This is a genomic window from Caulobacter sp. X (assembly GCF_002742635.1).
Lineage (GTDB): Bacteria > Pseudomonadota > Alphaproteobacteria > Caulobacterales > Caulobacteraceae > Caulobacter.
In genome coordinates, this window is record NZ_PEGF01000002.1 from 552,424 (window position 1) to 570,949 (window position 18,526).

14 protein-coding genes and 1 pseudogene are annotated in these 18,526 nt (G+C 69.4%); 12 read left to right on the forward strand and 3 right to left on the reverse strand.

Annotated elements, in window-relative coordinates:
- The gene (gene folP, locus CSW60_RS14920; RefSeq protein ID WP_099538120.1) at positions 1-828 is read left to right on the forward strand and encodes a dihydropteroate synthase; all 828 of its coding nucleotides are present in this window, start codon (positions 1-3) and stop codon (positions 826-828) included.
- On the opposite strand, the gene CSW60_RS14925 is transcribed toward folP, so the two are convergent.
- A complete protein-coding gene (locus CSW60_RS14925) occupies positions 825-2,753 on the reverse strand; it encodes a beta-L-arabinofuranosidase domain-containing protein (protein WP_099538121.1) in 1,929 nt (642 codons plus the stop codon). The two genes, folP and CSW60_RS14925, sit on opposite strands and share 4 nt — an antisense overlap.
- A 127-nt stretch (positions 2,754-2,880) precedes the next feature.
- On the opposite strand from CSW60_RS14925, the gene thiD reads away from it, so the two are divergent.
- The 3 genes from thiD to CSW60_RS14940 all read left to right on the forward strand — a co-directional run bounded on the left by thiD (position 2,881) and on the right by CSW60_RS14940 (position 5,190).
- Positions 2,881-3,696 (forward strand): bifunctional hydroxymethylpyrimidine kinase/phosphomethylpyrimidine kinase, encoded by an 816-nt coding sequence (gene thiD / locus CSW60_RS14930; RefSeq protein WP_099538122.1) that lies wholly within the window; start codon positions 2,881-2,883, stop codon positions 3,694-3,696.
- A complete protein-coding gene (locus CSW60_RS14935) occupies positions 3,693-4,277 on the forward strand; it encodes a nucleotidyltransferase family protein (protein ID WP_099538123.1) in 585 nt (194 codons plus the stop codon). The genes thiD and CSW60_RS14935 overlap by 4 nt, the downstream gene beginning before the upstream one ends.
- A gap of 85 nt (positions 4,278-4,362) precedes the next feature.
- Positions 4,363-5,190, forward strand: a complete 828-nt coding sequence (locus tag CSW60_RS14940; RefSeq protein ID WP_099538124.1) for a PhzF family phenazine biosynthesis protein — start codon at positions 4,363-4,365, stop codon at positions 5,188-5,190.
- A gap of 6 nt (positions 5,191-5,196) precedes the next feature.
- On the opposite strand, the gene CSW60_RS14945 is transcribed toward CSW60_RS14940, so the two are convergent.
- Together CSW60_RS14945 and CSW60_RS14950 are read right to left on the reverse strand one after the other, a co-directional pair.
- On the reverse strand, positions 5,197-5,547 hold the full coding sequence (locus tag CSW60_RS14945; protein WP_099538125.1) for a hypothetical protein: 351 nt from the start codon (positions 5,545-5,547) through the stop codon (positions 5,197-5,199).
- A gap of 147 nt (positions 5,548-5,694) precedes the next feature.
- Positions 5,695-7,639 (reverse strand): annotated as a pseudogene (locus CSW60_RS14950) (ATP-binding protein).
- Positions 7,640-7,669: 30 nt separating this feature from the next.
- Between CSW60_RS14950 and CSW60_RS14955 the strand changes: the two are divergent.
- The 8 genes from CSW60_RS14955 (at position 7,670) to CSW60_RS14995 (ending at position 17,797) form a co-directional block, all read left to right on the forward strand.
- The gene (locus tag CSW60_RS14955) at positions 7,670-8,125 is read left to right on the forward strand and encodes a hypothetical protein (RefSeq protein WP_369801029.1); all 456 of its coding nucleotides are present in this window, start codon (positions 7,670-7,672) and stop codon (positions 8,123-8,125) included.
- A 53-nt stretch (positions 8,126-8,178) separates the two neighbouring features.
- Positions 8,179-8,601, forward strand: coding sequence for a hypothetical protein (locus tag CSW60_RS14960; protein WP_236634292.1), 423 nt, complete (start codon positions 8,179-8,181; stop codon positions 8,599-8,601).
- Between the two features lie 135 nt (positions 8,602-8,736).
- The gene (locus tag CSW60_RS14965) at positions 8,737-9,912 is read left to right on the forward strand and encodes a phosphoserine transaminase (RefSeq protein WP_099538128.1); all 1,176 of its coding nucleotides are present in this window, start codon (positions 8,737-8,739) and stop codon (positions 9,910-9,912) included.
- Between the two features lie 149 nt (positions 9,913-10,061).
- Entirely contained in the window at positions 10,062-11,642 is a 1,581-nt protein-coding gene (serA, locus tag CSW60_RS14970) for a phosphoglycerate dehydrogenase (protein ID WP_099538129.1), read from the forward strand.
- 178 nt (positions 11,643-11,820) lie between these two features.
- On the forward strand, positions 11,821-12,189 hold the full coding sequence (locus CSW60_RS14980; RefSeq protein ID WP_099538131.1) for a VanZ family protein: 369 nt from the start codon (positions 11,821-11,823) through the stop codon (positions 12,187-12,189).
- 65 nt (positions 12,190-12,254) lie between these two features.
- On the forward strand, positions 12,255-13,052 hold the full coding sequence (locus CSW60_RS14985; protein WP_099538132.1) for an ImuA family protein: 798 nt from the start codon (positions 12,255-12,257) through the stop codon (positions 13,050-13,052).
- A complete protein-coding gene (locus tag CSW60_RS14990; RefSeq protein WP_236634293.1) occupies positions 12,967-14,508 on the forward strand; it encodes a DNA polymerase Y family protein in 1,542 nt (513 codons plus the stop codon). The genes CSW60_RS14985 and CSW60_RS14990 overlap by 86 nt, the downstream gene beginning before the upstream one ends.
- A gap of 40 nt (positions 14,509-14,548) precedes the next feature.
- Positions 14,549-17,797 carry an error-prone DNA polymerase gene (locus tag CSW60_RS14995; protein WP_099538133.1) on the forward strand — a complete coding sequence of 1,083 codons (3,249 nt, stop codon included), beginning with the start codon at positions 14,549-14,551 and terminating at the stop codon, positions 17,795-17,797.
- The last annotated feature ends 729 nt before the right edge of the window (positions 17,798-18,526 follow it).

Below are 18,526 nucleotides of genomic sequence, written 5' to 3' on the forward strand. Positions count from 1 at the left end.
ATGAGCCCCGCCGCCCGCCCCGCCTTCTCGCGCCCCAAGGTGATGGGGATCGTCAATGTCACGCCCGACAGCTTTTCGGACGGCGGCCGGTTCTTCGACCCCGCCGAGGGGATCGAGCACGCGCGGCGGCTGATCGCCCAGGGCGCCGACATCCTCGACATCGGCGGCGAGAGCACCCGGCCGGGGGCGACGCCGGTTTCGGCCTTCGAGGAGATCCGCCGGGTGGTCCCGCTGATCGAGGCCGTGCGCGCGGCCAGCGCGGTTCCGATCTCGATCGACACCATGAAGCCCGAGGTCGCCCGCGCGGCGGTCCGGGCCGGGGCGACCATCTGGAACGATGTCAGCGCCCTGCGCTTCGCGCCCGAGGCGCCCGAGGTCGCCGCCGAGCTGGGCTGCGAGGTCGTGCTGATGCACATGCTGGGCCAGCCGGGGACCATGCAGGACGCGCCGCGCTACGACGATGTCGTCGCCGAGGTCGAGGCCTTCCTGCTGGCCCGCGCCTTCACCGCCATGGCCGCCGGTGTGGCTAAGGAGAAGATCTGGCTCGACCCGGGCGTCGGCTTTGGCAAGACGGTGGAGCATAACCTCGCCCTGCTAGCGGGCCTGCCGAGGTTCGTGGCCCTGGGCTATCCGATCCTGCTGGGCGCCAGCCGCAAGCGGTTCATCGCCGGGATCGATCCGTCGGCCCGCGAGGCCGAAGACCGCCTGGGCGGCTCGCTGGCCGCGCACCTGGCCGGGGCCGCCGCCGGCGTGGCGGCGGTGCGGGTCCACGACGTGCGCGAGACGGCGCAGGCGCTGGCGGTCCAGGCGGCGATCGCGGGGGCCTAAGCCTCATCGACATTCAGCCGCCAGTAGGTCGCGTAGCGTTGGTGGGCGATGCGGTGATAGGGGACCAGCCGCACCTCGCCGCCTTCCGCCGAGGTCACGGTGAACTCCAGCGGCTTGCCCGTCGGCCGGATGCGGGCGGCGACCAAGGCCGGATCGCCCGTTAGCGTGGGCGGGGTGAACGGCCCGTCGTTGTACTTCCCATACAGCCGCTCGTTGACGACGATGTCCGCGCCCGGCGCGAGGCCCTCGGTCCCCAGGGCGGCGGCCAGCACCAACGGACCATGGGTGAAGGCGGCGATGCTCGTGGCGGCCGGGTCGGTCTCGAACCCGGTCCGCATCTCCAGCCGCAGCTCGACGGTGTCGCCGTCCTTCCACGTCCGGGCGATCTCAAGGAAGCCCGGGACCTTCGAGCGCAGGGCGACCTTGCCGTTGACCAGCACGGTGGCTGTGCGGCTCCAGCCCGGTTGGCGCAGTTTCAGGGTCAGGGCGGTCGGGCGCTTCAGGCTCCAGCGCAAGGTGGTGGTCGGATCGTCCGGGAAGGTCGTGGTCTGGGTCAGGGTCGCGTCGTGGGCCTTCCAGGCGACCTTCGAGGGAATGAACAGGTTCACGTACAGCGACCGGTCGTCGTGGAAGTAGATCGAGTCCCGGTACTTGGCGTGGTTCTCCATGCCCGTGCCGGTGCAGCACCAGAACGAGTCCACGGGCGTGCAGTAGAGCTTCATGTAGCCCGGCCGCGCGCCCTGGAAGTAGGTGACCATGCCGCTGTCGGGGTCCTGCGAGGCCAGGATGCCGTTGTACAGCGTGCGCTCGTAATAGTCGGCGTATTCGGCGCGTGGGTCCTGGGCGAACAGGGCGCGGGTCAGCTTCAGCATGTTGTGCTGGCAGCAGGTCTCCGAGCCCTTGGCCGAGAAGACGTGCTTTTCGAAATCGGCCCTCGGGAAGAAGTGCTCGCCGTCGCCGTTCCCGCCGGTCGCGAACGAGCGGGTCCGGGTCACCGTCCGCCAGAAGAACGCGGCGGCGTCGCCGTACGGCGCCTGGCCGGTCGTCTCATGGACGCGCTGGAAGCCGACGACCTTGGGGATCTGGGTGTTGGCGTGCAGGCCGTCCAGCGTGTCGCGGCCCTGGGACAACGGTGTCAGCAGGGCCTTGTGCGAGAAGCGCTCGGCGGCGGTCCGGTAGCGGACGTCGCCGGTCAGGGCGAAGAGGTCGGCGAAGACCTCGTTCATGCCGCCGTGCTCGGTCGCCAGCATGGCCTCGAACTGGGCGTCGGAGAGCGGCGCGGTGGCCTGGACCGTCCAGTCGGCCAGGCGCAACAGCACGACGCGGCTGGTCTGGCTGTCGGCCAACTGCCAGCCGTCGCGCAGTCCGGCGAACACCTTGTGCAGGGTGTACCAGGGCACGCCGGTGATCTTCTCGCCGCGAATGTGCGCCTCGACCAGGGCGGGGCCTTTCGGGAAAGCGCAGACGAGGCCGGAGTTGGAGGCGGCCTGGCAGGCGGCCAGTTCCTCGGCGATGTGGTCCACCCGCTGCTTGAACCGGACGTCGCCGGTCGAGCGGTACATCAGGGCGCAGGCCGACTGGTAGTGGCCGAGGGTGTGGCCGTGGCAGTTGATGTCAGCCCACGTCGCCTCGGACTCCCAGCCGCCATAGGGCTGGGCCTTGGGCTTAAGGCCTGCGTTGGTGCGGAAGGCGCTGAGCAGGCGGTCCGGCTCCAGCGACAGCAGATAGGCCTCAGTCTGGCGCTGGGCGTGCAGGAACGGGCTGTCCAGCAGTTCGACGTCGCGCATGTCGAAGGGCGAGAGGCGCGAAGTGGAACGGGAGGGAGCTGCAGCCAAGGCGGTGGACGCCATGGCGCCCACGGCGCCGGCCAGCACGTAGCGCCGGGGCCAACGCGGGCCGCCCGAGCAGCAGTCACCATGGTCCATGCGCGAACTCCCTGACGCGATGCGGCGGCGCCGCTTATTAGTAGGAGTAATAGGGGCTGGATGACGCTTAGGAAAGCGCTTCGGCGAGGTCTCCCCATCGCCCCGATTCCCGCCTACATCTGCCGCCATGTCGCAAGCTCCCGCCCAGGCGCCGCAAGGCCGCGTTCTCGTCATCGCCGGATCGGACTCCGGAGGCGGAGCGGGGATCCAGGCCGACATCAAGACCATCACCGCGCTAGGCGGCTATGCGGCGACCGCGATCACGGCGGTGACCGTGCAGAACACCCTGGGCGTCACCGGCGTCCATCCGATCCCTCTGGACATCATCGCCGCCCAGGCCCGCGCGGTGCTGGACGACATCGGGGCCGATGCGATCAAGACCGGCATGCTGGGCGACGCGGCCGTGGTCGAGACCGTCGCCGCCGCGATCGACCACGCGGGCCAGGTTCCGGCGGTCGTCGACCCCGTCATGGTCGCCAAGGGCGGCGCGCCCCTGCTGGCCGAGGCGGCGATCGGGGCGGTCAAGGCGCTGATGATCCCGCGCGCCGCGCTGCTGACCCCCAACGCCCCAGAGGCGGCCGCCCTGACGGGCCTGACGGTCGAGACCACCGACGACCTGCGCCGGGCGGGCGAGGCCCTGCTGGCGTTGGGCGCCAAGGCGGTGCTGATGAAGGGCGGCCATGTGGCGGGAGAGCGCGTCGTCGACGTGCTGATGACGACCGAAGGCGAAACCACCTTCGAGGGCGAGCGCATCGAGACCCGCCATACCCACGGCACTGGCTGCACCCTCGCTAGCGCCTGCGCCGCCGGTCTGGCCCAGGGCCTGCCGCTGGAGCAGGCCGTGGCGAGAGCCTGGAACTATGTCCACGAGGCCATGTTGCGCGCGCCGGGCTTTGGCGGCGGGCATGGTCCGCTGGACCACGGCTGGACGTTGCGCGCATGACCGACGCGCTCGAAGCTCGCCTCGCCGAGATCGTCCGGGCCACCCCGACCACCTGGGCGGTGCTCCGGACCGCGCGGGAGCTGGATCTGCCCGACTGGATGATCTTCTCCGGCGCGGTCTACCAGCCCGTCTGGAACCACCTGACCGGGCGGCCTCTGGACTACGGCATCAAGGACTATGATCTGGCCTATCACGACGCCAGCGACATCAGCTACGAGGCCGAGGACGTGGTCATCAAGCGTGTCGCCGCCGCCTTCGAGCCGCCGCTGCGGGACCTGGTCGAGGTCCGCAACCAGGCGCGGGTCCACCTGTGGTTCGCCGACAAGTTCGGGGCCGACGAGCCCTATCCGCCGCTGGAGACCAGCGCCGCGGCGCTGAAGCGCTTCGTGGCCACGGCCTTTTGCGTCGGCGTGCGGCTGGAAACGGACGACAGCCTGACGGTGCATGCGCCGTTTGGCCTGGAGGACCTGTTCGCCCTGCGCCTGCGGCCCAACCCGTTGCGGCCCTCGGGAGCCGGCGGCTGGGAGCGCACCACGGGCTCGGCCAAGGCCCGCTGGTCGGAGATCTCGATCGAGCCCTGATTGTCACCGGGACAATAAAGGCTTTGCGCGGCGATCTCCGCCCGCATAACAGCGATGTCCATCGGATTTCCGGGAGATCGCCCGCATGCGCCAGTGGACTATCGACGCCTTCGCCAGCGCCCCGTTCAAGGGCAACCCGGCCTGCGTGGTCGAGCCGTTCGCGGCTTGGCCTTCAGACGCCTGGATGCAGGCCCTGGCGGCCGAGAACAACCAGGCCGAGACGGCCTTCCTGCTGAAGACCGATGATTCGGCGCGCTATGGTCTGCGGTGGTTCACGCCGACGCTCGAAGCGCCGCTATGCGGTCACGCCACTCTGGCGGCGGCGCATATGCTGTTCGCCGAGCTGGGCGTCGATGTCCCTCTGCTGACCTTCGACACCCTGTCTGGGCCGCTGACCGTGAAGCAGACGGGCGAGGGCTTGGAGATGGACTTCCCGGCCGATCCGCCGCGCCGGACCTCGGTCCCCGATGGCTTGGCCGACGCGCTGGGCGCGACGCCGGTCGAGGTCTGGGCGGGGGCTTATCTGATCGCGGTTCTAGAGGACGAGGCGACGGTGAGGGCGCTCAAGCCCGACCTTTCGGCCCTGAAGACCATCGGCGGCGAGGCGACCGGCGGGCCTGGCCAGACGGTCGTTGTCGCCCTGGCCGATCCGGGCCAGCCCTACGCGGTGATCAGCCGCTTTTTCGCGCCGGGCTTCGGCATTCCCGAGGATCCGACCACGGGCTCGGCCCACTGCATCCTCATGCCGCTCTACGGCGACAAGCTGGGCGCGGAGATCCTGAAATTCCACCAGGCCTATCCTGGCCGGGGCGGGGACCTAGAATGCGAACGCCGCGGCGCGCGCGTCTTGCTGCGCGGCCGCGGCGTCACGGTGGTGGAGAGCCGTCTCCGCGTGGAGCCGGCCTTCAACTAGTCCGACTTACCAGCGGCCGGGGCCGCGGTGGTCGCCATAGCCGTAGCCATAGTCGCGGTCATGGCGCTCGTAGCGGACCTGGGCGCTGATGCGGTCGAAGCGACGATCGAGGTCGGCGCGCTCCCAGCCGTTCAGGCCGTTGCGGCGATAGCGGTGCTCCAGGCGCTCGGTCTCGCGCAGTTCGGCGCGCAGGCGATAGGCTTCCGAGCGGGTCAGCGAGCCGTTGCGCAGGCCCATGTCGATGCGGCGCTCCAGCTGGTCCTGGCGCTGGTTGATCGGCTGGGCCGAGGCGACGGCGGGAAGGGCAGCGGCCGCCAGGGCCGAGACCGTAACGATCGGGATCAGGATCTTCTTCATCGGTTCGGTTCCTCTTGAACATCTCCGCCGACCGCTCCCCGGGGAGGTGGGAGGACGACGTTGAGGCAAGAAAAACACGCGACGGCTGAAGCGGTTCTGAGCCGCTCGTTGTCCTAGGTTCAGGAAGATTTGGGGTTCAGGTCGGAATCAGGCGGCCTTGGCCATCCGCGCGGCGGCGATCGCGTCTTCGATCGCGCCATAGAGCTTGCTGACCTCGACCGGCTTGGCGACGTGGCCTTCCATGCCAGCGGCGAGGTAGTCCTCGACCTGGTGGGCCAGGGCGTTGGCGGTCACGGCGACGATCGGGGTTCGTGTGCGACCTTCCTGGGCCTCCAGGGCGCGGATGGCGCGGGCGGCCTCGATGCCGTCCATCACCGGCATGTGGATGTCCATCAGGATGATGTCGAACTTGGCGGCCTTCCAGGCCTCGACGCAGGCCGCTCCGTCCGGAACCATGGTCACCTCGGCGCCCAGCGGCGCCAGCACCGCCTCGATGACCTTCTGATTGGTCGGATTGTCGTCGGCCGCCAGCACGCGCAGCGGCGCCTTGGCGGCGGCCCGGGCCTTGGGACGCGCGATCGCGTGGGCCTCGTCGTCGTCGATATAGTGGACTTCGGTCAGGGTCTCCTCGCGCGGCAGGGCGACCAGGACCGTGAAGGTCGAGCCGCGGCCCTCGCGGCTCTGGACCTTGATCGAGCCGCCCATCAGCGCCGCCAGTTCGCGGCAGATGGCCAGGCCCAGCCCCGAACCGCCGAAGCGGCGAGTCGTCGAGCTGTCGGCCTGGACGAACTTGTCGAACAGGCGCGGCAGGATCTCGGGCGCGACGCCGATGCCCGTGTCGGCGACATCGATCCGCAGGCCCGAACCATCCTCGGCCGAGGCGAACCGAACGGCGACGGCCCCCTCCAGGGTGAACTTCAGCGCGTTGGAGATCAGGTTGCCCAGGATCTGGCGCAGGCGGTCGGCGTCGCCGCGCCACAGGCCATGCGCCTCGGGGGCGACGGCTACCTCGAAGGCCAGGCCCTTCTCACGCGCCTGATGGCCGTAGGTTTCACGGATCGACTGGGCCAGCTGGGCGATATCGAAGGGGCGGTCCTGGATCTCGAGACGGCCGGCCTCGATCTTGGACAGGTCCAGCACGTCGTTCAGCACAGCCAGCAGCAGGCCGCCGGACTCGCGGATCACCGAGAGGCGCTCGCGCTGGGCGGGCTTGAGCTCGTCCATGGCCATGACCTCGGCCATGGCCAGCACCCCGTTCAGCGGGGTGCGGATCTCGTGGCTCATATTGGCCAGGAAGTGCGACTTCAGGACGTTGGCCGTGTTGGCGTCGTCGCGCGCCTTGACCAGCTCGGCCATGGCGCCGCGCAGGTCGTCATCGTTGGCGCGCAACCGCGCGACCAGATGGTTGAAGCTGTCGATCAGGCTCTGGAAGACGTCGTCGTCGGCGGCTTGTTCCACCGGCATGAAGCGCCCGCCGACGGCGGTCTCGTGCATGGCTTCGGAAAGCCGCTCCATCGGCCGGGCCATGCGCCGGGCCAGGCCGTTGGCCAGCAGGATCGCCAGCCCGGCCGAGCCGAAGAACAGGGCGCCGGTCAGGGCCAGGTCGCGAGCCAGGATCTGGCCGATGCCCGGGCGGCGGGCCACCAGGACGACGGCGCCGATCTTGCGGCCGCTCACTTCGACGGGACGGGTCAGGGTGTCGACGTCGGCGGGCGCGGGATCGCCGATCTGGGCGACCGTCCGGCCTCCGGTGTCGACCATGCGGACGGCCGCGACGCCCGGCGCCTTGGCCACCGCGCTCAGCGCGCGATAGACGCCGGCCAGGTTGTTGTCGGCCAGGGGACCCGCGGCGCCGGCGGCGGCCATCTGGGCCAGGACCGCGTGGTTGGCGCGCGACTCCTGCCGCGCCACGCTCCACTGCTGCAACATGAAGCACAGACACGCCGCTACGAGCGCGAGCACCGTGGTGGCCAAGGCCACGCCGGCGATTCGCGCCTGGAGGGGCGCGTGGGTCGATTCGCGGCTCGCGCGCGGGGTGTTTCTGTCGCTCATAAGCCCCCAGGGACTCAATCGTAGCGGCACTTTGCCGCAAGGTTCCTAACGCTTCGCTTCCAAATCAGCGGTGGCCGCGCGTTACGCCCCCGTTACGCCAACGATTGCGTGCATTTACGCGTTGCTTAACCTTAACTTTCTATTTACCTTCTTCGTTAGCGTTTTGTTAATGGAGGCGGGCGTGGAAAAAGTATTTGTTGCTCAACGAGTTGCGACCAAGCTGTTCGCATCGGAGAACGCCGTGGACGCGGCGATGGTCGAAACGGCCGAGCTGATGGCCGATCTGCTGAAGGCGCGTAAGGACCTCGGAATCTCGGCCGTGGTCGGCGATCGCGCCGCCGCCAAGCTGGCCGAGGCCATGAGCGCGCTCAGCGAAGCGCGGTCGGCGATGGTCGAAGCGCACGGCGAACTGAACGAGACCAAGCTGCGTCTCGGCATCCGCACGAAACTGACCGGCGCCGAAGATAAGACCTTCCGTCTGGAGGAGGCGGCCACCGGCAAGGCGGCTCTTCGGCAAGCAGTCTAAGGTTGCAATAGTTTAATGCGAAGGGCCTCTAATTCAGGTTAGAGGCCTTTTTCATGCCGATGTCGCCGTTTTTGATTTCCCTGTTGGCGGTCATTTTTTCCGTCTGCCTGTTCGCCATCGTGAAGGGCGGACCGGCCGAAAGGCGCGCGGGCCTGATCTTCGCCGCCGGGACCTTAGGCGTCGAATTGATCCATTCCGCTGTCCCTCGCGACCTGCAAGGCGGCCTGTTGCTCGCCATGGATGGCTTCGTGGCCGGCGGTTTCCTGCTCGTGGCCTTGCGCTACGCCAGCGCGTGGCTCGGGGCCGCGATGATGCTGCAGGGCTTCCAGTTCAGCCTTCACGCCTATTATTTCGTGACGGGCGCCAAGCGCGACAACACCTACGCCTTGCTCAACAATCTCGATTCCGGCGGCGTGCTGCTCTGCATGCTGATCGGCTCCATCATCGCCTGGCGGAAGCGAGGCGCTGGAAAATAATTTCCTCGTACGGCGCTAAAAGCGCTCGCCGCGACAAATCTCTCCTTGCCTTTTGCCCGCGAACGCGGTTTCTCGCCGGCGGGCCACGCCCTCCCAACGGGGCGCAGTCCATCTGTAAGGATGGGAGACATCGCTATGACCACGACCCTCGCCAAGCCGGCGATCCGCCCGGCTCGTCCCGAGTTCTCTTCCGGCCCCTGCGCCAAGCGCCCAGGCTGGACCCCCGAAAATCTCAGAAACGCCGTTTTGGGTCGGTCGCACCGCTCGAAGCTGGGCAAGGCGCGCCTGAAGGCCGCCATCGACCAGACGCGCGAAGTGCTGGAGGTCCCCGCCGACTTCCTGATCGGCATCGTCGCCGGCTCGGACACCGGCGCCGTCGAAATGGCGATGTGGTCGATGCTGGGCGCTCGCCCCGTGCAGCTGCTGGCCTTCGAGTCCTTCGGCAAGGACTGGGTCACGGACGTCACCAAGCAACTGAAACTGCCCGACGTCGAGGTGCTCAGCGCCCCGTACGGCCAGCTGCCCGATACGTCCAAGGTCGATCCGGCCAAGGATCTGGTCTTCACCTGGAACGGCACGACCTCGGGCGTGCGTGTCCCCAACGCCGACTTCATCTCGGCCGACCGTGAAGGCATCGTGATCTGCGACGCCACCTCGGCCGCCTTCGCCCAGGAGCTGGACTGGGACAAGCTCGATGTCGTGACCTTCTCCTGGCAGAAGGCGCTGGGCGGCGAGGGCGCGCACGGGATCCTGATCCTGTCGCCGCGCGCCGTGGCCCGCCTGGAAAGCTACACGCCGGCCTGGCCGATGCCGAAGCTATTCCGCATGACCAAGAACGGCAAGATCGCCGCCGACATCTTCGAGGGCGCGACGATCAACACCCCGTCGATGCTGTGCGTGGAAGATGCTCTCGACGCCCTGAAGTGGGCCGCCTCGATCGGCGGTCTGCAGGCCATGCAGGCCCGCGCCGACCAGAACCTGAAGGTGCTGGCCGACTGGGTCGCCAAGACCCCGTGGGTCGATTTCCTGGCGGCGACGCCGGAGATCCGCTCCAACACCTCGGTGTGCCTGAAGGTCGTTGATCCCAAGATCTGCGCCTTGCCGGAAGACGCCCAGGCCGACTTCGCCAAGAAGCTGGCCAGCCTGCTCGAGAAGGAGGGCGCGGCCCTCGACATCGGCGGCTATCGCGACGCCCCGGCCGGCCTGCGCATCTGGTGCGGCGCCACCGTCGAGGCTTCGGACCTCGAGGCCCTGACGCCCTGGCTCGACTGGGCCTTCGCCACCATCTCGGCCGAATTGGCCGCCGCTTAAAAAACGCACTGCGCCGAGCCCCTCCCCCCAATTTCCTAAAAAGAATGGGCGGGGAGGGGTTGGGGTGGGGGTGAACCTCCGCCCTTTCCGCGCTGACACCCCCACCCCCAGCCCCTCCCCGCAAGGGGGAGGGGAGAAGGTTTCCTAAAATGACCGCTCCCCGCGTCCTCATCGCCGACAAGCTCAGCCCCGCCGCCGTCGACATCTTCAAGAACCGCGGCCTCGCCTTCGACATCAAGGTCGGCCTCTCGAAGGACGAACTGATCGCCGTGATCGGCGACTATGACGGCATCGCCATCCGCTCGGGCGCCAAGCTCGACAAGGACGTGATCGCCGCCGCCAACAAGCTGCGCGTCATCGCCCGCGCCGGCATCGGCGTCGACAACGTCGACATCCCGGCCGCCACGGCCAAGGGCATCGTGGTGATGAACACGCCCTTCGGCAACTCGATCACCACGGCCGAACACGCCATCGCCATGATGTTCGCCCTGGCCCGCCAGATCCCCGCCGCCGACGCCTCGACCCAGGCCGGCAAGTGGGAGAAGAACCGCTTCATGGGCGTGGAGCTCTACGCCAAGACCCTGGGCCTGATCGGCGCTGGCAACATCGGCGGCATCGTCGCCGACCGCGCCTTGGGCCTGAAGATGAAGGTCGTGGCCTACGACCCCTTCCTGAGCCCTGAGCGCGCCGTCGAGATGGGCGTCGAGAAGGTCGAGCTGGAAGACCTGCTGGCCCGCGCCGACGTCATCACCCTGCACACCCCGCTGACCGACAAGACCCGCAACATCCTGTCGGCCGAGGCCCTGGCCAAGACCAAGAAGGGCGTGCTGATCGTCAACTGCGCCCGCGGCGGCCTGGTTGACGAGGCGGCCCTGCGCAAGCTGCTGGACGACGGCCATGTCGGCGGCGCGGCCTTCGACGTGTTCACCGTCGAGCCGGCCAAGGAAAACCCGCTGTTCGGTTCGGACAAGGTGGTCGCCACCCCGCACCTGGGCGCCTCCACCTCGGAAGCTCAGGAGAACGTCGCCCTGCAGGTCGCCGAACAGGTCTCGGACTACCTGCTGACCGGCGCGGTCACCAACGCCCTCAACAGCCCCTCGATCACGGCCGAGGAAGCCCCCAAGCTGAAGCCGTTCGTGGCCCTGGCCGAGAAGATCGGCGCCTTCGCGGGCCAGATGGTCGACTTCGGCATCAAGGCCATCGACATCGCCTACGAGGGCGAGGTTTCGAACCTGAACGTCAAGCCGATGACCTCGGCGGCGCTGGCTGGCGTGCTGAAGCCGATGCTGGCGGAGATCAACATGGTCTCGGCGCCGGCTGTCGCGAAAGAGCGCGGCATCACCGTCTCGGAAAGCCGCCAGGAGGTCAGCCCCACCTATGACAGCCTGATGCGCGTGACCATCACCACCGAGAAGGGCAAGCGCGCCTTCGCCGGCACGGTGATCGCCGGCGCGCCGCGCATCGTCGAGGTCAAGGGCATGGAGCTGGACGCGGCCTTCTCGCCGGCCATGCTGTACATCAACAACCTGGACAAGCCGGGCTTCATCGGCGCCCTGGGCGGCCTCTTGGGCGAAGCGGGCGTCAATATCGCCACCTTCAACCTGGGCCGCGTGGCCGCCGACGAGGACGCCATCGCCCTGGTGGGCGTCGACCAGGCTCCGGACGCGGCCCTGCTGGGCAAGATCCAGGCCCTGCCGCACGTCAAGGAAGCGCGCGCCCTGACGTTCTGAGGTGAAGTTGCTCCCCCGCCATGCGGGGGAGCTGTCACCCCCGGGTCGCGCGAAGCGCGCGCCCGAGGATAAACTCCGCGACTGAGGGGGCTAGTGCTGCCATAGCCCAGTTCGCCCCCTCCGGCCCTCTGGGCCACCTCCCCCGCATCGCGGGGGAGGAACTTGTCGAAGGCCCCGCATGTCCCTGCTCGTTCCCCGCAAGATCAACCGGCTGGGCCTGACCGTCTTCCTGGCCGCTGTCGCCTTCACGCTCTACGCGGCCCTGGCGCCCGGCGACGACACGGCCGGCTTGATCCCCTGGGACAAGGCCAAGCACTTCATCGTCTTCTACGGCCTGACCTTCCTGGCGACGATGGCCCTGCCCAAGAGCCGCTACTGGAGGATCGGGGTCGTCCTGCTGGGCTTCGGGATCGCCATCGAGATTCTGCAGGGCCTGCCGATTGTCGGCCGCGACGCCGACATCTTCGACGTGGTCGCCGACACCCTGGGCGTCGGCTTCTTCTTCGGCCCGATCATCGCCACCCAGTGGCTGAACCGCGACGTCTGAACGCCCACCCGCGACACTCCATCCCTTGACTCCCGCCGCCGTCGGCGCGAGAACAAAAAGAGAACTTGGAGTGTGAGATGGCCGGATCGCGCGAGGCGCGTCTTGCGGCCCTGAGAGGCCGGATCGCCGCGATCGAAGCGGGGACTCGGACTCCGACTCCCGTCCTGCCGTTCGGCGATCCCGCCATCGACGGCTGCTTTTCGGCCGGCGGTCTGCCGCTGGGCGCCTGGCACGAGGTGGTCGGCGCGGGGCTGGAGGGCGAGACCGGCGCGGCGCCGGCGGCTTTCATCGGACTCTTGCTGCGGCCCCTGGCGGCGACGGGCGTCGTGGTCTGGGTGGCGCGGCGGAGCGACCTGTTCGCGCCGGGCCTGGCCGGCCTGGGCTTTCCCGCCCAGCGGCTGATCCAGGTCCGCGCCCGCGACGAGGCCGAGGTGCTGTCGGTGCTGGAGGACGCGCTCTCGACGCAAGGGGTGAGCGCCGCGGTTGGCGAGGCCGAGGCGCCGGACCTGACCGCCGGTCGCCGGCTGCAGCTGGCTTGCGAGAAACGCGGCGGCCTGGGGCTGCTGCTGCATCGCCGGCCCTATGGCGGCCGCGCGGGAGAGGGGCCACGGACGGTGTCCGGCTCGGCCTCGTTCAGTCGCTGGCGGATCGCGCCCCAGCCCAGCGGGCCGCCGCCCGACGACATTGGCCTCGGACCCCCGCGCTGGCGGGTCGAACTCGAGCGCTGCCGGGGCGGACGTTCCGGCGGCTGGATTTTAGAAGCCCAGGAGGCCGGCCATGGCCCGCATCCTTTCCGTCTGGTGTCCCAACTGGCCGATCACGACGTGGCGCCGGCGGAACCCGGATGGCGCGAAGCCGGGTGAGGGATCCTCCCCCCCCCTCGCCCTGCTGGTCTCCGAACGCGGAACCCGCCGCCTCGCCGCCGTGGACGAGCGCGCCCGGGCTCTCGGCCTGTTCCCTGGCCAGAAGGCCGCCGACGCCCTGGCCCTGGTCCCGGACCTGGCGACGTTCGACCACGACCCCGCCGCCGACCGCGCGGCGCTGGAGGCGCTCTGCGACTGGTGCGTCCGGTTCTCGCCGGCCGTGGCGATCGACGGCGACGACGGCCTCCTGCTGGACATCACCGGGACCGACCACCTGTGGGGCGGGGAGGGCGCCATGCTGGTCGACCTCGTCGCGCGGCTGGCGCGCTGGGGCGTGCCCGCGCGGGCGGCGATCGCTGACACCGCCGGGGCGGCCTGGGGGCTGGCGCGTTATGGCGAGGACCTCGCCGTCGTCCCGCCCGGCGGCCAGCGCCAGGCTTTGGCCGATCTTCCCGTCGCCGCCCTGCGTCTGGACGAGGCCGCCGAAGCCCAGCTGCCGCGCCTGGGCCTGCACCGCGTCGGCCAGCTCTATGGCCTGCCGCGCGCCCAGCTGGCCAAGCGCTTTGGCCTTGGCTTCACCACCCGCCTGGACCAGGCCCTGGGGGCGGCGGCCGAGGCCCTGACCTTCCGCCGGCCGGCCAGCCCCTGGTTCGACCGCCTGGCCTTTTTCGAGCCGATCAGCGCGCCCGAGGACCTGGCCCGCGTCTCCGCCGACGCGCTCGCCTTGATCTGCGCCCGTCTCGAAGCCGAAGGGCGCGGCGCCAAGCGGTTCGAGGTCGTGTTCCACCGGCTGGACGGCCAGGCCTTCCCGGTGCGCGCGGGCCTGGCGCGGATCGGTCGCGACGCCGTACGACTGACCAAGCTGGTCGTTCCCAAGCTGGACAAGGTCGATCCGGGCTTCGGCATCGAGGTCGTCACCGTCCACGCCGCCGGGGTCGAGCCTCTGGCCGCCGTCCAGAGCGGGCTGGACAAGGCGGCGGGCGCCGGCCTCGATGAGACCCTGGCGCCGCTGATCGACCGCTTGGTCAACCGTCTGGGCGAGGCCCGCGTCTGGCGCGCCGATCCCTACGAGAGCCACGTGCCCGAACGCGCGGTGGTCCGCGCCGCCCCGCTGGACCCGCCGCCCGTGGCGGCTTGGGATCCCGACCTTCCCCGCCCGGTGCGCCTCTTAAAGCGGCCCGAGGCGATCACCGCGCTCGCCAAGGTGCCTGACGACCCGCCGGTGTCCTTCACCTGGCGAGGCCGGTCTCACCGCGTCCGCCGCGCCGAGGGGCCCGAACGCATCGCCCAGGAATGGTGGCGCGCCGGCGTCGCCGAGGGTGAGACCGGTCCCGGCAAGATCCGCGACTATTACCGCGTCGAGGACGAGGCCGGCGGGCGGTACTGGATCTTTCGGCAGGGGCTGTTCGGCGGGGAAGACGCGCCGAAGTGGTGGATCCATGGCCTGTTTGGGTAAGCGCCGACTAGTTCCTCCCCCGCAAGCGGGGGAGGAACTGATGCCCCGCCCCCCCGCCTACGCCGAGCTCCAGACCACCAGCAACTTCTCCTTCCTGCGCGGCGCCTCGCACGCGGAGGAACTAGCCATCGCCGCCGAGGCGCTGGGGTTGACCGCCGTCGGCATCGCCGATCGGAACAGCCTGGCCGGGGTCGTCCGCGCCTGGACGGCGGCCAAGTCGCGCAAGGTTCGGGTGCTGACCGGCTGCCGGCTGGACTTCATGGACGGGACGCCCAGCCTGATCTGCTACCCGACCGACCGCGAGGCCTTCGCCCGCCTGACCCGCCTGCTCACCCTGGGCCAGCGTAGGGCCGAGAAGGGCCAGTGCCACCTGAGCTGGGCGGATTTCCTGGATCATTCGGACGGTCAGATCGGCCTGATCGTCCCGCCCCGGACGCTGGACGAGGCGTTCGAGCGGGACCTGGCCCGCATGGCCGGCGATCTTTCCGGGCGGTCCTGGCTGGCCGCCAGCCGCGCCTACGCCGCCCAGGACCTGAAGCGTCTTTCGCGCCTCGACGCCCTGGGCCGGGCGGCCGGGGCGCCGATCGTGGCGACCAACGACGTGCTCTATCACGGCCCCGAGCGGCGGCCGTTGCAGGACGTCATCACGTGCGTGCGCGAGCACTGCGCGATCCACGAGGCCGGCTTTCGGCTGGAGGCCAACGCCGAACGGCATCTGAAGTCGGCGGAGGAGATGACGCGCCTGTTCGAGCGCTGGCCGCGCGCGGTCGAGCGCACGGTCGAGATCGTCGAGCGCATCGGCTTCGACCTCGGCCAGATCAAGGAGCAGTACCCCGACGAGCCGGTGCCGCCGGGCAAGTCGGCCATGCAGCACCTGACTGACCTGACCTGGCAGGGCGCGGCCTGGCGCTATCCGAACGGCGTGCCGGACAAGGTGAAGGCCCAGCTGGCGGAAGAGCTGCGGCTGATCGCCAAGATGGATTATCCCAACTACTTCATCACCGTGCACGACATCGTCGGCAAGGCGCGGGAGATGGGCATCCTGTGCCAGGGGCGCGGCTCGGCGGCCAATTCCTCGGTCTGCTACTGCCTGGGCGTGACGGCGATCGACCCGACCGAGCACCGCCTGCTGTTCACCCGCTTCATCTCCGAGAACCGCGGCGAGCCGCCGGACATCGACGTCGACTTCGAGCACGAGCGGCGCGAGGAGGTGATGCAGTACGTCTATGAGCGCTACGGCCGCGAATACGCCGCCATCTGCGGCACGGTGATCCACTACCGTCCGCGCAGCGCCATCCGCGACGTCGGCAAGGCCCTGGGCCTGACCGAGGATGTGACCAGCCTCCTGGCCGGCACGGTCTGGGGCAGCTGGGGCGACGGCCTGCCCGAAGAGCACCTGCGCAACGCCGGTCTCGACCCTCAGGCGCCCGAGATCGCCCGCGCCGTGGCCCTGGCGACCGAGCTTCTGAAGTTCCCGCGCCACCTGTCCCAACACGTCGGCGGCTTCGTCCTGACCAAGCGGCGGCTGGATGAGACCGTGCCGATCGGCAACGCGGCCATGAAGGACCGCACCTTCATCGAGTGGGACAAGGACGATATCGACAGCCTGTCCCTGATGAAGGTCGACGTGCTGGCCCTAGGCATGCTCAGCGCCATCCAACGGGCCATGGGCATGCTGCGGCAGGACCACGGCCAGGTCTGGCTGAAGGACCTGGCCGATATCCCCAAGGAGGTCCCGGGCGTCTACGACATGCTGTGCAAGGCCGACAGCGTCGGGGTGTTCCAGGTCGAGAGCCGGGCCCAGATGTCGATGCTGCCGCGCCTGAAGCCGCGCGAATTCTACGACCTGGTCATCGAGGTGGCGATCGTGCGCCCGGGGCCGATCCAGGGCGACATGGTGCATCCCTATCTGAAGCGGAAGAACGGGATCGAGCCGGTGGAATGGCCCGCGCCCTCGCCGGAGCACGGTCCGCCCGACGAGCTGAAGGGCATCCTGGGCAAGACCTTCGGCGTGCCGCTGTTCCAGGAGCAGGCCATGAGTCTGGCCATCGAGGCGGCCAAGTTCACGCCCGACGAGGCCGACGGCCTGCGCAAGGCCATGGCCACCTTCCGCAACCTCGGCACGCCCGCCGAGTACCGCGACAAGTTCGTCGAGGGCATGGTCCGGCGCGGCTACCAGCGCGACTTCGCCGAGCGCTGCTTCAAGCAGATCGAGGGCTTCGGCCACTACGGCTTTCCGGAAAGCCACGCGGCCAGCTTCGCCAAGCTGGTCTATGTCTCGGCCTGGATCAAATGGGCCTGGCCGGACGTGTTCTGCGCGGCCCTGATCAACTCCCAGCCGATGGGCTTCTACCAGCCGGCCCAGCTGGTCCGCGACGCCCGCGAGCACGGGGTCGAGGTGCTGCCGCCGGACATCCTGGCTAGCGACTGGGACTGCACGCTGGAGAAGGGGCGCGCGTACGAGGGCTTCCGGCCCCGCGCCGACAAGATCGCCGACTACAAGAACCGCCAGAACTGGAAGGCCGTGCGCCTGGGCTTCCGCCAGATCAAGGGCTTGAAGAAGGCCGACGTCGCCGTGCTGGTTCACGCCCGCGCGGAGGGCGCCCGCACGCCGGGCGAGTTCGCGCAAGGCGGCGTACCGCAGCGGGCGCTGGAGCTCTTGGCCGAGGCCGACGCCTTCGCCGGGGTGGGGATGTCGCGGCGCGAGGCGCTGTGGGCGGTCAAGGGGCTGAAGGGCGAGCACAAGGCGCCGGTCCAGGCCCCGCTGCTGGCCGGCCTGCCGCTGTTCGAGGACAAGGTCGCCCTGCCGGCCATGGCCGCGCCGCAGGACGTTGCCGAGGACTACCGCACCACCAGCCTGTCCCTGAAGGCCCACCCGATCGGCTTCTACCGGCCGATGCTGCAGCGGCGCGGGGTGATCACGGCCGAGCGTCTGACCACGCTGAAGGATGGCGCGCGGGTGTCGGTGGCGGGCCTCGTCCTGATCCGCCAGCGGCCGGGCACGGCCAAGGGCGTGGTGTTCGTGACCCTGGAGGACGAGACCGGCGTCGCCAACGCGGTGGTGTGGAAGGACCGCTTCGAGGCCGACCGCAACCTGGTGATGACCGCCTCGTTTCTGGTCGTCCACGGCCGGGTGCAGCGCGCCGAGGGCGTGATCCACGTGGTCGCCGAGGGTTTCACGGACCTGTCGGCGCATCTGTCGGCGCTCAGGGACGAGCCTGGCGCTCCGGCGCCGCGCGTGCGCCAGAAGGTGTCGGGACGGCTTCTGCGGAGCCGGGATTTCCACTGAACAAGCCGCGCGAAAAGGGATTGCCAACCGCGAGGCGTCGCCTGCAACCTTGAATGGAGGCGACGCGCGGGGCTCTCCGCAGCCGAGCCGACCGTGTGTGGGGGGAAGATGAAGTGGCTTTCGCGAGGACTCGTCGCCCTGTTGCTTCTGGCGGTGGCGCAATCGGCTGTCGCGGCGGATCGCTGGCTTGAGGCGACTACCACGCACTTCAATGTCTACGGCGCGATCGCTGAGCCGGAGCTTCGCGAGGCGGCTTCCGATCTCGAGCGGTATCATCGGCTGCTGGCCGAGGTGATGCATGTGGACGACAAGGCCGGGGCCGCGCGTCTCGACGTCTATCTGGTGGCCCAGCGCGACGACCTGAAGAAGATCGAGCCCGACCAGGATGTGCTGGGCTTCTATCGCGCCGGGCCGGGCGGTCGCGCCGCCTTCGCGACCTGGAACGCCAGCGATCGTGAACAGGCCCGCCAGGTGCTGCAGCACGAGTACGCGCACCACTTCATGGCCCAGAACTTCACCTGGCCCTATCCGCTGTGGTTCCGCGAAGGCTTCGCCGAATATTTCGGGGCGACCATCGAGAAGGGTGACGCCCTGCAACTGGGCGGGCCGGTCGCGATGCGGGTTGCCGCGCTGGAGCGGCGGCCCTGGATTTCCATGGACGCGCTGATCGACGCGCGAATGGAATCACCCGGGATCGGCATGGCCTACGCCCAGGGCTGGCTGCTGACC

Bases quoted from the DNA above. Each gene is read 5' to 3' on its own strand.
- folP (WP_099538120.1), top strand. From the start codon at position 1: ATGAGCCCCGCCGCCCGCCCCGCCTTCTCGCGCCCCAAGGTGATGGGG.
- CSW60_RS14925 (WP_099538121.1), bottom strand. From the start codon at position 2,753: ATGGACCATGGTGACTGCTGCTCGGGCGGCCCGCGTTGGCCCCGGCGC.
- thiD (WP_099538122.1), top strand. From the start codon at position 2,881: ATGTCGCAAGCTCCCGCCCAGGCGCCGCAAGGCCGCGTTCTCGTCATC.
- CSW60_RS14935 (WP_099538123.1), top strand. From the start codon at position 3,693: ATGACCGACGCGCTCGAAGCTCGCCTCGCCGAGATCGTCCGGGCCACC.
- CSW60_RS14940 (WP_099538124.1), top strand. From the start codon at position 4,363: ATGCGCCAGTGGACTATCGACGCCTTCGCCAGCGCCCCGTTCAAGGGC.
- CSW60_RS14945 (WP_099538125.1), bottom strand. From the start codon at position 5,547: ATGAAGAAGATCCTGATCCCGATCGTTACGGTCTCGGCCCTGGCGGCC.
- CSW60_RS14960 (WP_236634292.1), top strand. From the start codon at position 8,179: ATGCCGATGTCGCCGTTTTTGATTTCCCTGTTGGCGGTCATTTTTTCC.
- CSW60_RS14965 (WP_099538128.1), top strand. From the start codon at position 8,737: ATGACCACGACCCTCGCCAAGCCGGCGATCCGCCCGGCTCGTCCCGAG.
- serA (WP_099538129.1), top strand. From the start codon at position 10,062: ATGACCGCTCCCCGCGTCCTCATCGCCGACAAGCTCAGCCCCGCCGCC.
- CSW60_RS14980 (WP_099538131.1), top strand. From the start codon at position 11,821: ATGTCCCTGCTCGTTCCCCGCAAGATCAACCGGCTGGGCCTGACCGTC.
- CSW60_RS14990 (WP_236634293.1), top strand. From the start codon at position 12,967: ATGGCCCGCATCCTTTCCGTCTGGTGTCCCAACTGGCCGATCACGACG.
- CSW60_RS14995 (WP_099538133.1), top strand. From the start codon at position 14,549: ATGCCCCGCCCCCCCGCCTACGCCGAGCTCCAGACCACCAGCAACTTC.